14 protein-coding genes are annotated in these 19,240 nt (G+C 44.5%); 12 read left to right on the forward strand and 2 right to left on the reverse strand.

Annotated features, from left to right (window positions below; genetic code table 11):
- The first annotated feature begins 46 nt into the window (after positions 1-46).
- From G6R11_RS17550 to G6R11_RS17565, 4 genes are all read left to right on the forward strand, one after another.
- Positions 47-1,504 carry an NAD-dependent succinate-semialdehyde dehydrogenase gene (locus tag G6R11_RS17550; RefSeq protein ID WP_163134375.1) on the forward strand — a complete coding sequence of 486 codons (1,458 nt, stop codon included), beginning with the start codon at positions 47-49 and terminating at the stop codon, positions 1,502-1,504.
- A gap of 15 nt (positions 1,505-1,519) precedes the next feature.
- Entirely contained in the window at positions 1,520-2,797 is a 1,278-nt protein-coding gene (gene gabT, locus G6R11_RS17555) for a 4-aminobutyrate--2-oxoglutarate transaminase (protein WP_163134376.1), read from the forward strand.
- Between the two features lie 186 nt (positions 2,798-2,983).
- A complete protein-coding gene (locus G6R11_RS17560; protein ID WP_163134377.1) occupies positions 2,984-4,342 on the forward strand; it encodes a voltage-gated chloride channel family protein in 1,359 nt (452 codons plus the stop codon).
- Positions 4,343-4,696, forward strand: a complete 354-nt coding sequence (locus G6R11_RS17565) for a hypothetical protein (RefSeq protein WP_163134378.1) — start codon at positions 4,343-4,345, stop codon at positions 4,694-4,696. It begins immediately after the preceding gene.
- A gap of 11 nt (positions 4,697-4,707) precedes the next feature.
- Here G6R11_RS17565 and G6R11_RS17570 read toward each other — a convergent pair whose 3' ends face one another.
- Positions 4,708-5,442: a TetR/AcrR family transcriptional regulator gene (locus tag G6R11_RS17570; protein ID WP_163134379.1), complete on the reverse strand. Its 735-nt coding sequence runs from the start codon at positions 5,440-5,442 to the stop codon at positions 4,708-4,710.
- Between the two features lie 165 nt (positions 5,443-5,607).
- Here G6R11_RS17570 and G6R11_RS17575 point away from each other — a divergent pair, with 165 nt between their 5' ends.
- The 3 genes from G6R11_RS17575 to G6R11_RS17585 are packed head-to-tail and all read left to right on the forward strand — an operon-like array spanning position 5,608 to position 10,815.
- A complete protein-coding gene (locus G6R11_RS17575) occupies positions 5,608-6,687 on the forward strand; it encodes an efflux RND transporter periplasmic adaptor subunit (protein ID WP_163134380.1) in 1,080 nt (359 codons plus the stop codon).
- 1 nt (position 6,688) lies between these two features.
- Complete coding sequence (locus G6R11_RS17580) at positions 6,689-7,753, forward strand: efflux RND transporter periplasmic adaptor subunit (RefSeq protein ID WP_163134381.1); 1,065 nt, start codon at positions 6,689-6,691, stop codon at positions 7,751-7,753.
- A 2-nt stretch (positions 7,754-7,755) separates the two neighbouring features.
- Positions 7,756-10,815, forward strand: coding sequence for an efflux RND transporter permease subunit (locus G6R11_RS17585; RefSeq protein WP_163134382.1), 3,060 nt, complete (start codon positions 7,756-7,758; stop codon positions 10,813-10,815).
- 43 nt (positions 10,816-10,858) lie between these two features.
- Here G6R11_RS17585 and G6R11_RS17590 read toward each other — a convergent pair whose 3' ends face one another.
- The gene (locus G6R11_RS17590) at positions 10,859-11,626 is read right to left on the reverse strand and encodes a DeoR family transcriptional regulator (protein ID WP_163134383.1); all 768 of its coding nucleotides are present in this window, start codon (positions 11,624-11,626) and stop codon (positions 10,859-10,861) included.
- A 241-nt stretch (positions 11,627-11,867) separates the two neighbouring features.
- Between G6R11_RS17590 and G6R11_RS17595 the strand changes: the two genes are divergently transcribed.
- The 5 genes from G6R11_RS17595 (at position 11,868) to pfkB (ending at position 19,232) form a co-directional block, all read left to right on the forward strand.
- Positions 11,868-12,368: a PTS sugar transporter subunit IIA gene (locus G6R11_RS17595; protein ID WP_163134384.1), complete on the forward strand. Its 501-nt coding sequence runs from the start codon at positions 11,868-11,870 to the stop codon at positions 12,366-12,368.
- 12 nt (positions 12,369-12,380) lie between these two features.
- Positions 12,381-13,781, forward strand: coding sequence for a PTS mannitol transporter subunit IICB (locus G6R11_RS17600; protein WP_163134385.1), 1,401 nt, complete (start codon positions 12,381-12,383; stop codon positions 13,779-13,781).
- A gap of 136 nt (positions 13,782-13,917) precedes the next feature.
- Positions 13,918-16,542 (forward strand): phosphoenolpyruvate--protein phosphotransferase, encoded by a 2,625-nt coding sequence (ptsP, locus tag G6R11_RS17605; protein WP_163134386.1) that lies wholly within the window; start codon positions 13,918-13,920, stop codon positions 16,540-16,542.
- Positions 16,543-16,574: 32 nt separating this feature from the next.
- Positions 16,575-18,305, forward strand: coding sequence for an alcohol dehydrogenase catalytic domain-containing protein (locus G6R11_RS17610; RefSeq protein WP_163134387.1), 1,731 nt, complete (start codon positions 16,575-16,577; stop codon positions 18,303-18,305).
- Between the two features lie 9 nt (positions 18,306-18,314).
- On the forward strand, positions 18,315-19,232 hold the full coding sequence (gene pfkB / locus G6R11_RS17615) for a 1-phosphofructokinase (protein ID WP_163134388.1): 918 nt from the start codon (positions 18,315-18,317) through the stop codon (positions 19,230-19,232).
- The last annotated feature ends 8 nt before the right edge of the window (positions 19,233-19,240 follow it).

The raw sequence follows: 19,240 nt of genomic DNA on the forward strand, positions 1-19,240 counted from the left end.
TGGTATTCAATGAACATAATTATGCGGCTAAAGGAATAGAGCAACTATGGAAGCTATCCAATACTCTAGTTTGGTTAAAACTCAATCGTACATAAACGGTGGCTGGCGCTCTTCAAATCAGCGCTTTCCGATATTTAATCCAGCTAATCAACAGTGTTTGCTTGAGGTAGAAGACTGCGGATCGTTAGGCGTAGAGCAAGCCATTCAAGCCGCTAAAGCCGCGCACAAAGCTTGGGCTGCTAAGTCTGCTAACGAGCGAGGCAGTTTAATGCGCACTTGGTATCAACTTGTTATGCAGCACCAAGATGATCTCGCAAGTATTCTTACTCAAGAGCAGGGCAAGCCCTTTGCTGAAGCAAAAGGCGAAATCGGCTACGGCGCTGCGTTTTTAGATTGGTTTGCTGAAGAAGGCAAGCGCTGTTACGGAGATGTAATACCAGCCCCAGCAGGCGATAAAAGGATAATTGTAGTAAAACAGCCAGTTGGCGTAGTCGCAGCTGTTACTCCTTGGAACTTTCCTAACGCAATGATTGCACGTAAAGCTGCTGCAGCTTTAGCTGCCGGCTGTTGCTTTGTGGTGAGACCTGCTCAACTTACACCTGTATCTGCACTGGCCTTAGCACAATTAGCAGACGAAGCTGGTATTCCGCCAGGTGTGTTTAATGTAGTGGTTGGCGAAGATGCTAAAGGCATGGGCAAAGTGCTTACACAAAGCGCAGATGTAGCGAAATTTACTTTTACTGGTTCAACCGCTGTCGGTAAACAACTGATTGCCCAATGTGCTTCTACGGTTAAAAAAGTATCAATGGAGTTGGGTGGAAACGCGCCCTTTATAGTATTTGATGATGCTGATATTGACGCGGCAGTGCAGGGCGCTATCGCTTCAAAATACCGCAACGCTGGGCAAACCTGTGTTTGTGCCAATAGATTTCTAGTGCAAAAGGGCGTCTATCAACAGTTTTCTGAGAAGCTTGCCGACGCGTTAAGAAAGCTAAAGGTTGGCGATGGCATGCAGGCAAACATTGACATAGGGCCGATGATCAGTGAACAGGCAAAAGACGCAGTGCATCAGCTGGTAACTCAATCTTTAGATGCTGGAGCCAAAGTATTGTGCGGTGGACAAGCTCATGAGGCTGGGAATCAGTTCTATCAGCCCACCATTATGACTGACGTTAGCAATGATATGCCGATCGCCAAAAATGAAATATTTGGTCCAGTTGCGCCACTTATCATGTTTGAAGATGAGCAGCAGGCGATAGAGCTAGCCAATGATACAGAATATGGCTTAGCAGCGTATTTTTATACTCGTGATATTGGTCGAGTATGGCGAGTTGGCGAAGCACTAGAGTACGGCATGGTAGGGATAAACGAAGGAATTATTTCTAACGCTGCAGCGCCATTTGGCGGGATTAAACAATCAGGTAATGGTCGTGAAGGCTCGCACTATGGTTTAGATGATTACACTGAAATTAAGTATTTATGCATGGGCGGCGTTAACAGCTAGATAAAGGAGACAGCGATGAATAACCAGCAACTTCAAGAAAGAAAACAAAGCGTTATAGCGCGCGGCCAAGGCAATGTATATCCGGTTTATGTAGAACGCGCACTTAATGCAGAATTATGGGATGTAGAGGGTAAGCGTTATATCGATTTTGCCACCGGCATTGCGGTGTGTAATACCGGCCATAGCCATCCAAAGGTGGTTGCAGCTGTAAAGCAGCAGTTAGACAAGTTTAGCCATACCTGTGTGATGATTAACCCCTATGAAAGCGCTGTGGAGCTGGCTGAAAAGTTGGTAGCGCTTGCGCCTGGTAACAGTGACAAAAAGGCCATGTTTGTTACAACAGGTGCAGAAGCAGTAGAAAATGCCGTAAAGATCGCTCGCGCATCAACAGGTCGTCGCGGCGTTATTGCGTTTAATGGTGGCTTTCACGGAAGAACCAATCTCACAATGGCTTTAACTGGAAAGATAACGCCTTATAAGCATCAATTTGGCCCTTTTGCTGGGGATATTTATCATGCTCCGTTTCCCATGAAGGCTCATGGCATCAGCACAGAGCAAAGCCTACAAGCACTGAAAAATATTTTTAAAGTTGACATCTCTGTTGAAGATGTTGCTGCCATCATTGTTGAGCCCATTCAAGGCGAAGGCGGTTTTTATCCCGCGCCTAAAGAGTTTTTACAAGCGCTTAGGGCGCTCTGTGATCAGCACGGTATTGTGCTAATTATGGATGAGATTCAAACTGGATTTGGCAGAACCGGTAAGATGTTTAACTGTGAATACGCCGATGTTGAGCCTGATTTAATAACTATGGCTAAAGGTATTGCTGGCGGATTTCCCTTATCCGCGGTGGTGGGCAAAGCTTCTATTATGGACGCGCCACTACCGGGTGGATTGGGTGGAACCTACGGTGGTTCACCGGTGGCATGTAGTGCTGCTTTAGCAGTATTAAAGGTGATTGAAGAGCAAGATTTAGTGGCTCGCGCTAATCACATTGGCCAGCAATTCGGAGAATATCTAGAGTCTTTACAACGGGAGTTTCCAGAGATCATCGCCGATATTCGAATTTCAGGCGCGATGATTGCTATAGAGCTAATCGAAAACGGTGACCCAAACAGTCCTAATACCCAGTTAACTCAAGCTCTAATCGCCAGGGCAGCAGATTACGGTTTGGTGTTATTAGCTTGTGGCTTCTATGGCAATGTCATTCGTTTTCTACCAGCATTAACAATTGAAAATGAGATTATTGATGAAGGCATGCAGCTGTTCTGTCGGTTGTTCAAATCTTTGGCGTAAGTTAAAAAAGCTTTGCGCTTAGTTTGTTAAAGCAGTGCACACCTTGCACTGCTTTTTGTTATTTAAAAGCTATACAAGCGCTTGCAGCTTAGCTATGTTGTTATCTAAGGTCATGATTAAAAGCAATGTTTTGTGTTAGCCTCGCATCCCAATTTGCTTAAGTAACAACATTTTATAGGAAATAAAATGCCGCACCCACTTCCCAATACCCCAAGTTCGCTATTCATCTTACTAAGGTGGTTGTTGCTGTTGATCCCCTTGGCTCTGGTCGTTGGGTCCTTAAATGCTTTGTTTTTGTACTTGCTTGATTACGCGAGCCATACTCGAGCCGACAACCCCTACCTATTGTACTTTCTACCGCTGGCCGGGGTAGTGGTGGTGTTTATTTATCGCCGCTTTGGCAAAAACTCAGAATCGGGTAATAACCTGATTATTGATGAGATTCATCAACCGGGAGCAGGCATACCAGCGCGTATGGCGCCATTAGTGCTTATATCTACGGTTGTCACACATTTGTTTGGTGGCTCTGCCGGGCGCGAGGGCACTGCAGTGCAAATTGGTGGTGCGTGCAGTGCAGCTTATGGAAAGCTATTCAAGCTAAGTGGTAGAGATTATCAAATACTGCTTAGTGCTGGTGTAGCCGCCGGATTTTCGGCACTGTTTAGTACGCCCTTAGCTGCCACTATTTTTGCTATTGAGGTGTTAGCTGTAGGCCGCATTCGTTTTGACTCAGTCATTCCCGCTTTATTTGCCGCCATTTTAGCGGATGTGGTTTGTACCGCTTGGGGGACACCACACACTCAGTACAAAATCGATTTTCTAGAACATGTGATGTTGTTTGAACATGTTGTACATGTTGATTTGCTAATGCTAGGTAAAGTGCTTATTGCAGCTATTGCTTTCGGTATTACCGGTTATCTGTTTGGCGAAACAGTATTTGTACTTAAAGATATCTTTAAGCATGTATTTAAGAATCCCTATTTGATTGCAATCATCGGCGGCCTAATTGTGATTGGCATTGTTAGCCTCATCGGCAATCAAGATTATATTGGCCTTGGGGTGAACAGTTATCGAGAAGGCGGGGTAAGTATTATAAGCGCCTTTGAAGAGGGCGGAGCAGAGTGGTACAGCTGGATGCTAAAACTGCTGCTTACTGCAATTACCCTTGCCGCTGGTTTCAAAGGTGGCGAAGTAACCCCCTTGTTCTTTATAGGCGCAACTTTAGGAAATACCTTGGCCTGGATAATGGGGGCTCCGGTAGATTTATTTGCAGCCATTGGTTTTATAGCGGTATTTGCGGCAGCAACTAATACACCTTTGGCATGTACCATTATGGGCGTTGAGTTGTTTGGTTCAGATCACCTACTGTATTTTGCTGTAGCTTGTTTTGTGGCTTATTACTTTAGTGGTCATACAGGTATTTATTCTTCGCAACGGGTTGCAGTGCCTAAGTCCACAAACTTTGCTGCTCATGAGAAAACCTTAGGCGAAATTAGGGCGGCGAATAACCGTTTGGTGTCTTGGCTCAAAAAGCGAAGTAAGTAAATGACCTATAAGGTTTATCCAGTTTTTGCTGCTTTGGCCATATTGTTATGGCCAAGTTGCGCACTGGCTTATCCTGGGAATCTGACTACTCATTTTGAAGGCGAAGAATTAAAGGCCACGGTAACGTCGAATACTGATAGGCCAATACGCTGTCAGCTTTCTGCAGGGCCTGATATTGTTTGGATGGAGATTGACGACAAACAAGAGAACTTTAAGTTTGCAAAAGGATACAAAACCCATCACCTTAGTTTGTACTGCAAGATCATAGAACAAAAAACTAAGGCAAGGCCTTGGCGTTTAAACCCTTACAATACGCCTATTCCTGAGTGGAATAAGGTCATCTTTCCAGATTAAAACCAGTAATACTAAGTGGATTCTAAGGCTTGTCGCTTGGCTTTAAATGGGCAAGGTGACCCATCAATGACCAAATCACTTAGTCTCTCCGGATTAGGGATGTCTTTCTCTTCAATTTCTAATTGGCTAGCTAATAAGCGGCTAAACATTTGCCAGCTTTTTAGCTGGCAAAACTCATAATTTTCGCCTGGATAAGGTTTTGCAAGCAGTGGAGCCAGAGTAGAAGACGAAGTAGCAAAAATTGTGAGCAACCATTTAAGCTCACCAATATTGAAGTGTTTCACATAACCTTGTTTATGACATTCGATGACCAGGTCCTCGAGAATTTTTCGCACTTGGTCATCCTCTTCTAAGAAATACTCAAACAATTCTTGTTCATTGTTCACCGCATCGTTAAGCAAACGAACCGGTTGAGGGTCAACTTGAAGTGCAGCCAAAATCTTAATCAGTAAATCGAATAACTGATGGCGACAAGACAAACCTTGTTCTTGCTCGGCAACCAGCAAATTTACATAGTCTAGGAACTGCTGGTGCATACAGTCACAAATGTGCTGCCAAATCTGTAGCTTAGAACCAAAGTGGTGACGGATAAGGGTATGAGACACGCCAGCTTGTTCACTAATTGCGCGCAGTGATACAACGGCATAGCCTTTACTGGCAAAAAGATCTGCAGCAGCTATCAAAATATTGGTGCGGGTTTCTTCTGCTACTTTGGCGCTTTTACGTCCGGTGCGTTTTTCAGTCATCTTCTATAATTACTTCACTCTAATTCACAGTACTTACTGAACGAGTCGCTAGTCTATCATAAATATACTTTCCATGTGGAAAGTAAAGCTTGATCGACAGCTAAGTGATCAATATACTTTCCGCCTGGAAAGTATAGATGACTGTTTGTTCAACTGGAGCAATTGATGAGAACAAATTTAACAAACATGGCTGTTTGGCAGCGCCTTAGTGTTGTAGGCGTGCTAATGCTGTTTTTGCAAGCCTGCGAACCAGCCCACTCAGAGCCGGTTAAGGAAATAGTAAAACCGGTGAAATTGCTAGAAGTGCCTGAGACCTTTAACGCAGTAGACTACAACTTTGTTGCGCAGGTTCAGGCGACGAGCCGCGCTCAATTAGCCTTTCAAGTGTCGGGTGAAATTCAGCAAGTGAACGTGAGAATGGGGCAGTTTGTTAAAAAAGGTGATTTGTTAGCAGCGCTTGACCCCCATGATTTTCAATTGGCTGTTAATGCCCGTAAAGCGCAGTTCGAGCTAGAAAAAGCGCGTAAGAAACGTTCTGAACAGTTGTTTGCTAAGAAACTCATTTCTGAAGATAACTATGACCAAGTGCTAACCGCTTTTACCGAAGCACAAGCTAATTTAGATCAAGCAGTTACCGATTTAGCCTATACCAAGTTATTAGCACCGTTTTCTGGTGTGGTTTCGCTTACCTACGCTAAGCAATATCAATTTGCTGGCGCCAAGCAGCCGGTATTAAGTTTGTTGGGCAATGAGCAGCTAGATCTGGTATTTAATTTGCCAGTAACCATTACTGAGCGTTTGAATTTAGCAGAGTTACGAGAAGCAAAACTTTGGGTCACTCTCGGTAACTTTAAGGGTGTAGAGCTGCCTGCTCGTTTTAAAGAAATCTCAACGCAACCTGATCCCGATACCAACAGCTATACCGTTACTTTAACCATTGTTAGGCCAGAGCATCTAAACATTCTTCCTGGTATGTCTGGCGCGGTTTATGTGCGTAATGAATCTGAGGCAGATAACGGTTTAGCCTTGCCTAAAGGGGCATTTATTCTAATCAATGAACAACAAGCTCAAGTGTGGCGAGTTGTTCCAGAAACCATGCGAATAGAAGCTGTGGATGTTCAACTTAATCAACAAGGGCTGGTAATTAGTGGCTTAGAAGCAGGTGATAGCATAGTTGCCGCTGGAGCTAAATCCTTAAGCGCAGGCCAAATTATTCGACCTTGGCAACGTGAAGGAGGTATCTAAGATGTTGTTTAAAACTCATACTTTACTTGCTTTAACACTTACTTCTTTACTTACCGCTTGTAGTGAACCTGCAGAAACCGTAAGTAAACCTACGTTGTCTGTGCTCACTATTAGTATTACTGATTCGGCAGCGCAGCCAGAGCGCGAATTTAACGCGCGAGTAGAGCCCGCTGAACTAACGCCTCTGTCTTTTCGGATTGCCGGTGAGCTCACTAACATGTCTATCAAGCCCGGCCAGCATGTGCAAAAAGGCCAGTTGTTGGCAGAGTTAGATAATAGAAAATTGAAGCAACAAGTCGATGACGCGCAAGCCTCGTTTAGACTTGCTGAGCGCCAGTTAAACCGAGCCGAAGGCTTGGTAGGTAAAAGTTTGTTATCCCAAGAAGAGTACGATGTACTTAAAGCAAATTTCCAGCTTGCTGGGGTAGATTATCAACTGGCTAAAGCGCAGCTTAAATACAGCCAACTGCGTGCTCCGTTTGAAGGCTTAATTGCAGAAGTGCCAAAACAATCTTTCGAGAATGTCACGCCTGGAGAAACTGCGGTTTCAATCTATCAGGATCACTTGGTGTATGTGCGTCTGCAGTTGCCTGATAATTTGTTGGCTCAAATCGACCCAACCGAGCGTAATTACACTTACCAGCCAAAGGCTAAATACGCAGGTAACGATACCCTTTATCCCATCACCTTTTTAGAACATACCTCTGAGCCTAATCCAGAAACTCAGGCCTTTGAAGTATGGATGAGCATGCCGCAAGTTGAGCCAGCCATTCTACCTGGTACCTCTGTAACTATGTTTGTTGATTTAGAGGCTGCGGGCTTAGTGGGACGCAGTGGATACTTATTGCCAATGACAGCTTTAGAGGCAGGCAATAGCAATCAACAGTTTTACGTGTGGAAAGTTATCGAAGGTTTAGCGCAAAAGGTTGAAGTGCAAGTCGCTCAAATCCATACCGACGGTGTATTGGTGAGTGAAGGTTTAAGCCAAGGTGATCAAATTATTGTTTCTAGCTTAGCCAAGCTTCGAAATGGACTGTCTGTTACTACTAATTCGCAGGAGCAATAAGTGTGACCATTGCTGAGTACTCAATTAAAAATAAAGTTATAAGCTGGATGTTTTTGGTCATTCTGGCGATTGGTGGCGTAGTATCTTTTGCTGATCTTGGTCGCTTAGAAGACCCAGCGTTTACCGTAAAAGATGCCATGGTAATTACTTCTTACCCTGGCGCTACTTCGACAGAAGTAGAAGAAGAAGTGACTTATCCTTTGGAAAAGGCGATTCGCCAACTACCTTATTTGGATAAAGTAACGTCTACCTCATCAGCAGGTTTATCGCAGATTATGGTAAGCATGAAGATGGACTATGGCCCAGATGAGCTGCCACAAATTTGGGATGAGTTACGTAGAAAAGTAAACGACTTAGAACCATCGCTACCACCGGGTGTAAACCCTGTACAGGTGATGGATGACTTTGGCGATGTGTATGGCGTAATGCTCATGGTCACTGGTGAAAACTATTCTTACGTTGAACTTAAACGCTACGTTGACTATTTAACCCGTGAGTTAGAAGTGGTTGATGGCGTGGGTAAAATTAGTTTAGCCGGTGATCAACAAGAACAGTTGTTTGTGGAAATGTCGCTTAAGCGTGTAGCCGCGCTTAACTTAGACATGAATACCGTAGCGGGTTTACTGGCGCAACAAAATGCTGTGATCAGTGCTGGTGAAGTAACGGTTAATTCTCAACAACTTAAGCTACGACCAACCGGTGAACTCAATTCTATCGAGACCTTCGAGAACCTTATTATTCATGGGCGCGATACAGGTAACCTTATTCGTTTAAAAGATGTCGCTACGGTGACTCGTGATGTTCAAGAAGTGCCTGGAAACTTGCTTAACTACAATGGTGAGCCGGCTCTTAACTTAGGTATCTCGTTCTCCTCTGGGGTGAATGTGGTTAAGGTAGGCGAGGCGGTTGATGCTCGTTTAGCAGAGCTGGAAAACATTAAACCTGCCGGTATCCAAATCCACACCCTCTATAACCAAGCCAAAGAAGTTGAGCAATCGGTAAACGGTTTTGTGCTTAGTTTAGCCGAAGCGGTGGGTATCGTAATTGTGGTGCTGTTGTTTACCATGGGTTTGCGCAGTGGAGTGATTATTGGTGCAGTGCTGCTGCTAACCGTGATGGGCACCTTCATCTTGATGAGTATCTACGATATCGAGTTGCAGCGGATCTCGCTAGGTGCACTGATTATTGCCTTGGGTATGTTAGTAGACAACGCGATCGTTGTGGTTGAAGGCATTTTAGTTGGTATGCAACGCGGTAGAAGCAAAGTTGAAGCTGCTAAAGACATTGTAGAGCAAACTAAGTGGCCATTACTTGGCGCAACAGTGATTGCGATTGTGGCTTTCGCACCAATTGGTCTTTCGCCCGATGCTACCGGTGAGTTCATGGGCTCATTGTTTTGGGTGCTTTGTTTCTCACTATTCTTGAGTTGGATTACCGCTATTACACTTACGCCATTTTTGGCTGACTTGTTGTTGTCTTCAAAAAGCAGTGAAAAACAACAAAGCAACGATGACCCATACAAAGGGCTACTGTTTGTAGTATTTGGCAAACTACTTAAGTTCTGTTTGCGTTTTAGAATGCTAACAGTGGTAGTGATGGTTATGATGTTGGCGGGAGCATTTTACGGCTTTAGTTTAGTGAAAAACTCATTCTTCCCACCTTCAAATACGCCAATGTTTTATGTAGACATGTGGATGCCTGAGGGCACCGACATTCGTGACACCTACAAGCAAGTGCAAAAAGTAGAAGACTTCTTGTTAGACAAGGAACAAGTAGAGTTTGTTACCTCTACAACAGGCCAAGGTCTACAGCGATTTAGTCTTACCTACAGCCCAGAAAAAAGCTATCAAGCCTTTGCCCAGTTGCAAGTAAGGGTTAATGATCGTGAACAAATGCTCGATTTGATGCGTGTATTAGACACCGACTTACGTGACGCCTTTAGACAAGTGAGCTTTCAATTTCGCTTAATGGAGATTGGACCTTCACCCGCATCTAAGATTGAAGCAAGAATCATTGGCTCCGACCCTCAGGTACTGCGCGATATAGCCACACAAGTTGAAGATATCTTTAATGCTGACTCAGGTGCTCGAAACATTCGCCATGATTGGCGTGAGCGAACCAAAGATTTGTTGCCGCAGTTTAATGAGTCTCAAGCCCGTCGTTTAGGCATATCAAAACAAGACTTAGCAGATACCTTACAAATGGCCTTTGGCGGCAGTGCAATTGGCTTGTTTAGAGATGGCACAGAAATGCTGCCGATTGTAGTGCGTTTGCCTGAAGATGAACGGGTCGATTTTTCTACGGTGCAAAACCTCAAGCTTTGGAGCCCAGCGCTGCAAACCTATGTACCTATTCAACAAGTAGTGGATGACATCAGCTTAGATTGGGTTGAACCTCTTATCCAACGTCAAGACCGCAAACGTACGTTAACCGTACTGGCAGACCACGACATACTAGGTGACGAAACAGCCGCGAGTCTATTTTCGCGTTTACGCCCGCAAGTAGAAGCTATTCCTTTGCCTGTTGGCTACTCACTAGAGTGGGGCGGGGAGTACGAATCTTCCAACGATGCACAAGAAGCACTGTTTAGTTCGCTACCTATGGGCTATCTGTTTATGTTCATCATTACCGTGTTCCTGTTTAACTCGATTCGCCAACCCATCGTTATTTGGCTCACAGTGCCTTTAGCGGTAATTGGTGTAGCAGTTGGTTTGCTAGCAACCAACTCAGCATTTAGCTTTACGGCTTTGCTTGGTGTATTGAGCTTAAGCGGTATGGTGCTTAAAAACGGCATTGTATTGATGGATCAAATCAATATTGAGACGCATTCAGGCAAGGATCAATACCAAGCAGTGGTAGACAGCGCCATTAGTCGAGTGAGGCCAGTAAGTATGGCTGCCCTAACCACCATTCTTGGTATGATGCCGTTAGTATTTGATGCCTTCTTTGGCTCTATGGCGGTAACCATTATGTTTGGTTTGGGCTTCGCGACTGTATTGACCTTAGTTATTGTTCCAGTGTTATATGCTTTGTTCTATGGAATAAAACCCACTAACGCATAAGTAAAAAGGGCGCATATAGCGCCCTTTTTTCTGCCTATAGTTTCTATACCAAATACACTTGAATATTATTGCTTCTAAGTAGCTCAATCATGCTGGGGTCAGCATTTTCTCCGGTAATTACAATATCTATCTCATCTAAGCTGAACAGCGACAAGCCACCAAATACGCCAACCTTATCTGCTGATACCATGGCGACTACCTTGTCGGCATATTGCAGCATTTTCTTTTCTTCCATAAAGGTTAATAAAGCAGATTTTGTTAAACCGGCTTCGGTAAGACCGTCGCCACTCACGATTAAATAGCGGCCCTGATAAGAAGTATGGTTATCGGGAGACACCAACAAGCTTTGGCTCTTTATATATTGTCCGCCCAAAACAACTAGGTGAGGGTAGCTTTGTGAAATCAAATAAGTGAGTAGCGGCAAATAGTTCGAGTAAACATGTACGTGAGTATCGGTTAGGTATTTGCCCATTAAGAATGGTATTTGTCCTTCACCAACAAAGATGTTGTCTCTTACTTCACACAAATCTACCGCTTTTTGCGCAATACGGTCGGATTCTTCGTAATTTTCGTAGTCAGATATGTTTGGGTAGAAGCCTACCATTCCCGGTGAACTAACCACATTCGGCGAGAGTATCTTTTCTGCGCCATTTCGTATCTTTTTTAACTTCCCCTGAGTATCCAAGTCGATAATATCTCGCCGAACAGTAGCGGGAGAGCAGTCTAATAGCTCTACCAATTGTTGAACACTAGCCACAGTATTCTCTTGGAGGTGGTCTAAAATCTTGTTATGACGAAGCTTGGCTGGCATTTGAAGACTCTTGAAAACTGTGTGATTAAAAACGATTGTAATTGATTGCGTTTTGAAAACTTTTACCCCGATCACAGAGTTTTTGATTACGAATGACTGCCTATGACTGCCTTTGATTACATTAATAGCGGTGTTGCCGTTTTGTTAATGGCAATCGTTATATGACGTCAAATCTAATCAGCCGCTTTGACACATAAATTTCACTTTCTATACTCGGCTTAACGTGATGCGAGGGATAAAAATGAATCAGGATCTGATAACAAAACAAACCATATTGCTCGACTTTGAAGCTGAGTCGAAAGATGAAGCTTTATATAGCATATGTGCCCAATTGTTTTTGTTACGCAAAACCACAGACCCCACTGGCTTATATAACGACATAAACAAACGCGAGAACATTGTTAGTACATTTGCCGGACAACATACTGCTATTCCCCACGTTATTACTCAACACATCAATGAACCGGTGTTGTGTTTCGTTCGAGTAAAGGGTGATGAGTTTTACTGGAACGAAGAGGATGAGGATGTTCGCATCATCTTCTTACTTGCTGTACCTCTAAAAGAAAATCTAAAAAAGCTTAGAGAGTCTCAGTCATATGTATTTTCGTCGATTGCTCAATTAATGACAGATCCTTCGATGATAGATCTATGGCTAACAACAAATGAAGAGCGAGTGATACTCGACAGCTTGAACTTGGCCTTTGAGTCAAATTTCAAAGCAACTACGAGCATAAAGGAATAAGGAGTTAGACTAATGTCTGCTAACAATTTAAAGGTTGGCGTTCAGTCAATCGGACGTTTTTTGAGTGCGATGGTTATGCCAAATATCGGGGCATTTATCGCGTGGGGTTTAATTACCGCATTGTTTATCCCAACAGGCTGGCTACCAAATGAGAGCTTGGCAGCCTTAGTTGGACCAATGATCTTGTATTTACTACCGCTGCTAATTGGTTATACCGGCGGTAAAATTGTCGGCGGAGATCGCGGCGCTGTTGCTGGTGCAGTAACTACCATGGGTGTAATTGTGGGTACCGACATTCCCATGTTTATGGGCGCGATGATAGTAGGTCCCTTAGGTGGTCTTGCAATCGCCAAGTTTGATACTTGGGTACATGGCAAAATCAAACCAGGCTTTGAGATGTTGGTAAACAACTTCTCACTGGGGATCATCGGCATGATCATGGCGATGGTTGCCTATGTGATTATTGGCCCAGTGGTTTCTGTATTAACTACCGCTTTAGGCGATGGAGTTGGCTGGATTGTTGACCGCTCATTGTTGCCATTGGTATCTATTATTGTAGAGCCAGCTAAGATCTTGTTCTTAAACAATGCGATTAACCACGGCGTATTTACACCACTTGGTGCTGAGCAATCTGCAGAAGTTGGCGCTTCGATTTTCTATTTGATTGAAACTAACCCAGGTCCTGGCTTAGGTATTTTGCTTGCGTACATGGTTGTAGGTAAAGGTACCGCTCAAAAATCAGCTTACGGCGCATCAATTATCCACTTCTTTGGTGGTATCCACGAAATCTACTTCCCATACATCTTAATGAAACCACGCCTAATCATCGCAGTAATCGCTGGTGGTATGGCAGGTGTTGCTTTCAATATGATTACCGGTAATGCCTTAGTAGGTCCGCCGTCTCCTGGTTCGGTATTTGCCTTAGTGCTTATGTCTACTGGTGGTATGGGCATTATCTTAACCCTTGGATCTATTGCTGTGGCTGCGACAACTTCATTTTTGGTGGCATCGGTAATTATCCGCGGTGATGCAACAGAGACCGACGACTTAGAAGCCGCTCAAGCTGCTGTTGACGCTAACAAAGCTGAATCTAAAGGCCAAATTCCTGCTGGGGCTAGCGCTTCTGTAGCTGCAAACGGTGAAGTGAAATCTATCGTTGTAGCATGTGATGCGGGTATGGGCTCATCGGCCATGGGCGCTACGGTGCTAAGAGGCAAGATTAAAGATGCAGGCTTAGATATTAATGTGACTAATTCGGCGATTAACGATTTGCACGATGCCGACATTGTGATTACTCAACAAGAGTTGTCTGCCAGAGCCAAAGAGAAGTTACCGAGCGCTCGTCATGTAAGCATTGGAAACTTTATGGATGCTAGCTTCTACGACAAATTGGTGGCAAGCCTTAAAGCCTAAGTTTTTGTAATTCAATAGGAAGCGCCTACAGCGCAGCGGTATAACGCTGTAGGTCGCATCTTCATTAACCATTTACGTCAAGTTGCCCAGCCTAAGCGGCAAGGTACTTTGCTAAATCAAACAAAACGAGATAAGCATGTCCTTTTTTAAAAGTTTATTCGCTTCCAGTGAGAAAGAGACAGAGGTTGCCTCTCAACCAGAATTGGTGCAGTCAGCCACTATTGAGCAGCCAGTCGCTGCTAATGAAGAGCCAGATTCGCTTACTGTAGAACCCAAGCAAATCTACTTAAACCAAAGCTTTACTAGCAAAGAGCAAGTATTGCGTTTTGTATCTGAACAAATGTTAGCGCTTGGTTTAGTTAACGCAGACTACTTCGACGCTCTACTCGCTAGAGAGCAAAAGGTGAGCACCTACCTAATCAATGGTGTTGCTATTCCACATGGGGTGAACGAAGCCAAATCTCTAGTCGCCAAAAGTGGTGTGGTGATAGTTCAAATCCCGCAGGGAATTACTTGGAATGACAATGGCGACAGCGTAAAGCTGGTTGTTGGCATTGCCGCAAAAGGTGAAGATCATTTAAGCCTATTGCAAACCTTAACCACCGTAGTGATGGATGAAGACTTATCGGCTAAGTTGGCGATCACCTGTGACAAACATCAAATCATTACTGCCTTGGGCGCCGCTGCTTCTAAAGAAGCCGTGGTTGAGGACGACTTTGCTATTAATCAAAGCGCACTCATTGTGGATGAAGCGGGTATGCATGCGCGCCCAGCAAGTTTGCTTAGCGAACGAGCCGCTAGCTTTGCCAATACTCAGATACGAATTCGCAATGGTGAGCAAAGCGCAAATGCTAAATCTATGGCTGCTTTGTTAGCCATGGGGGCAAAATTAGGCGATTCAGTGGTGGTTTCAGCCGAAGGCGAACATGCTGAACCAGCCGTTGCGCAACTAGCAGAAATGATAAAAGCCGGTCTCGATAACGAAGACGACAACGCAAACGCCGAGTTCAATCCATTGGCCGGTTTGCCTGCTTTGTCTAATGCGTCAGGTGATGCGGTACTTCAAGGTATGGCAGCTTCTCCTGGCATAGCTGCTGCACCAGTATTTGTATTACACCCATGCAATTTAGCTGTTACTCAGCAGGCCGATAATGCCGAGGCTGAAAAACAGGCTTTAACAGCAGCGTTAAATAAAGCGGCAGAGCAAAGCGATGAACTGCATAACAAGCTAGTTGAAAAAGCCCCGCAAGAGGCTGCCATTCTAAAGGCTCAAAAACAATTATTAGCCGATGAAGCCATTAACCAAGAATGTCTAAGCTACATCGAGCAGGGTAACAGTGCAGCCTGGGCTTGGCAGCAAGCTTTAGCTTCACAAGTTGAAGCTTTGTCAAAAGTGGAAGACGAAAGGTTAAAAGCGCGGATTGCTGACTTAAATGATGTGAGCGAGCGCGTTATCGCAATTTTGTTGTCGGCTGATACGCTTCAATTCCCTGACGAAGAGTTTGTGTTGTTAGCTAAAGATCTCACGCCTTCACAAACAGCGGGTTTAGAAGGTAAAGCGGTTAAAGCAATTGCTACTGAGTTAGGCGGACCAAATAGTCACATGGCGATTCTTGCCAGAGGCCTAGGCATACCCGCTGTAGTGGGCGTTGGAGCAGGCAACTTATGTGAAGTTACAGACCAACAAATGGCAGTGGTCGATCCGCAAAGCGCTAGTGTAGTGATTAACCCTAGCCAAGCTACGCTTGAGCAAGCAAACCAAAATATCGACACTTGGTTACAAATGCGCTTAGCAGAAGCTGAGCACCAACACGAACCTGCAGTGACTAAAGATGGTCGCCATATTGATGTAGTTTGTAACATTGCTAAACCAAAAGACGCACCAAGTATTTTAGAAAATGGTGGAGAAGGCGCTGGATTGCTAAGAACAGAGTTTTTGTTTGAAGCTTCTAGTGAAGAACCATCGATTGACCAGCAAATCGATGCCTTAAAAAGCATTGCTAAAGAGTTGGGCGATCGTCAACTAGTGGTTCGTACCGCAGATATTGGTGGTGATAAACCCGTTTCTTGGATGGACATGCCGCATGAGGACAACCCATTTTTAGGGGTTCGTGGTGTACGTTTATCATTTAAACACCCTGCGATGTTTGAACGCCAACTAGAAGCAATATACCGCACGGCCATTTGGCAAGTAGAGCAATTTGGCAAGTCCGGGATCCACATTATGTTCCCAATGATCGCCAAAATGTCTGAGTGGACAAAAGCTAGAGAAATGGCCGAAAAAATCCGGGTTTCTTTAAACGCGCCGGTATTGCCTTTAGGCATTATGGTTGAAGTGCCTTCTGCTGCATTAGTGGCGGATACTCTCGCTAAACAGGTCGATTTCTTCTCTATTGGTTCTAACGATTTAACCCAATACACGCTGGCAATGGACAGATTAAATCCAGAACTTTGTTGCGAAGCCGACAGTTATCACCCGGGTTTATTAAGGCTGATTTCAATGACCGTTAAAGCAGCTACAGCCAACGGTAAGTGGGTTGGAGTATGCGGAAACATGGCGGCTGACCCTAACATTGCTTGTTTGTTAGTGGGCATGGGTGTTCAAGAGCTATCGGTAAGTCCTGCCAATGTACCGGCAGTGAAAAACATTATTCGTTCGGTGTCTTACAGCAAGTTGCAGGAAAAAGCAGAAAAAGCCCTGCAAATGTGTAGCTCCGAAAAAGTCATGGCGATGTACAAAAACCATGATGATCTTATTTAGCAAATAACAGAATATTAATAGTAGGTATTAAGATGACTAGTCAATACGAAAAATATCAACAAATAGACCAAAACACACCAAACACTACCAGCACTTGGAACATGTACGGCGCTGGCGTGGAAAACATTGGTAAAGATAACCAACCAGAATTATTTAACGTGCCAGAGCCAGCAGAAAATCAACTGCTAGTGCGGGTAGATGCAGTAGGCCTTTGTTTCTCTGATGTGAAGCTAATTAACCAAGGCAGCTCTCACCCTAAACTATATAACCGAGACTTACGTAAAGAGCCAACTCGCTTAGGTCATGAAGCAACCCTAACGGTAGTTAAAGTTGGCGAAAAGCTTGAAGGTGACTTTAAAGTTGGTGAGCGTTACGCCATGCAACCAGACATTTACCAAAACGGTAAAAGTACTGCGTATGGTTACACGGTGCCAGGCGGACTAACCCAATACCACTTAGTGGGCCCAGAAGTATTAGAAACCGATACAGGCTCTTGTTTGCTTAAAGTATCCGACGAGTTAGGTTTTGCTGAAGCTGCATTGCTAGAGCCTTGGGGCTGTGTATGGGCGTCTTACACACAACGCCGCCGTTTAGAGCCTAAACAAGGCGGTGTAATGTGGATTACTGGTCAGGCTGACGATCAAGTTACTTACGGCTTTTCTAAAGGCTTAGAGGCACCGGCTACGGTAATATTGAGTAATGTGCCAGATAGCTTCCGTAGCTTGGTAGAAAGCAAAGCCAAAAACGTACTTATTCGAAATGACATTAATGCCGATAATCTTGAGCAAGCTGCTGCTGAATTTACCGATGGGGTAGGCTTTGATGACATCGTTGTACTTGCCCCGCAATCAGCTGATGAACTCACGCGCATTGCTACTCACGTAGCCCGTCGCGGCACCATGAATATGGTAGGTAAAAAACCAGTTGATGGTTTGGTAAATGCAGATGTAGGTCGCTTGCACTATGACTATGTAGCGTTTATTGGCAATAACGGTGTAGATGTTGCCGACTCATACGGCGAACAACGCAACCGCTGTGATCTTCGTAAAGATGGCTTCGCGGTATTTGTAGGCGCTGGTGGTCCAATGGGGCAAATGCACGTACAACGCGCCATCGAGCTAAAAGATGGTCCTCGCCAAGTAATCGTTACCGACATTAATGATCAACGCTTAGCCGAAATCGAAGCGCGTTTTGCCAGCTTAACCGAAAGCAACAACTGTGAATTGGTCACTTACAACCCAATTAATAACCCAGTAAGTTTGCCAGAGTTTGTAGACAATCACAGCAAAGGAAAGCTCGCAGATGATGTAGTTGTATGTGTGCCAAACGCAGACATTATGGCCGAGTCTGCAACCTTCATGAAAGACGATGGCATGTTAGTTCTGTTTGCTGGTGTACCAAATGGCACGCTCGCACCGGTAGATTTTAGTTCTGTTTACCTAAGCAACGCACAATACACTGGGACTTCTGGACTAACCATTGAAGACCAAACCGTAGTAATGGATAACACTGTGGCTGGCAATATTGCTCCTGCAATTTGTGTTGCGGCAATTGGCGGTATGAATGTCGCTAAAGATGGTATTGAAGCGATGATCGACGCTAAATACCCAGGCAAGATTCTAATCTTCCCACAGCTAGAAGATTTACCGCTATTAGGTTTAGATGAGCTAACCGAGCAACTACCAAGTGTTGCTGAAGCCCTAGGCAAAGGAAATACTTGGAACATTGCCGCCGAAAAAGCACTATTCGAAGCTTACTTATAAGGAACGCTAATGATTTACACATTAACTTTAAACCCAGCTGCTGACTTAGAGCTGCAAATTGATGAGTTTGCCTTTGATAGTGTAAGTCGCGCCAACAGCTCACGTTTAGATTGTGGTGGTAAAGGATTCAATGTTTCGCGAATGCTTAACAATCTAGGTGTAGAGAGTATCGCAATGGGCTTTATTGGAGGCTTTACCGGACAGCGTTTGGCCAGTGAATTAGGCAAAATGAACATTCAATGCCAATTCACCCAAATTGCTGGTGAAACCCGCACCAATGTCACGGTGGTTGAGGCAGGCAATAAACGCCATATCAAAGTGAATGAAGCCGGGCCTAATATTAGCACCGAGGAACTAAGCAACTTAGTTGAGCAAGTTAAGCAAAACTTAAACGCCGGTGACTGGTGGGTATTAGGCGGCAGTTTACCGAAAGGGGTGAGCGCTAGTTTTTATGCTGAGCTAATCACTCTAATCGAAAATGCTGGTGCACATGCGGTGTTGGATACCAGTGGCGAAGCGCTACGAGAAGGTATACTCGCACAGCCGAGCTTAGTGAAGCCAAACTTAGAAGAAGCCCAAGAGTTGTTGGGTTTAAGTAGCGAAGAGCTCACTCAAACTCAAGGTTGGACTCAAGCGCTGTTAGCAATGGGACCAAAAAACTTAGTGGTCTCTTTAGGTAAAAAAGGCGCCATGATAGCCGATGAGCATCAGTGCGCCGAGTTCACTAGCCCAACTATTGTTGAAGCCAATCCAATTGGAGCAGGGGATTCAATGGTCGCAGGTTTGGTTTGGCGCTTAAGTTTAGGTGAAACCTTAACTGAAGCCTTACCCTATGGTCTAGCGTGTGGTGCTGCTTCAGCGAGCCGACAGGGCACTGATTTAGGTTCACTTGATCAAGTAGAGCAACTTAGAAAAGAAATAAACTAAGTGTTAGA

This window comes from Agarivorans sp. Alg241-V36 (assembly GCF_900537085.1).
Classification (GTDB): Bacteria; Pseudomonadota; Gammaproteobacteria; order Enterobacterales; family Celerinatantimonadaceae; genus Agarivorans.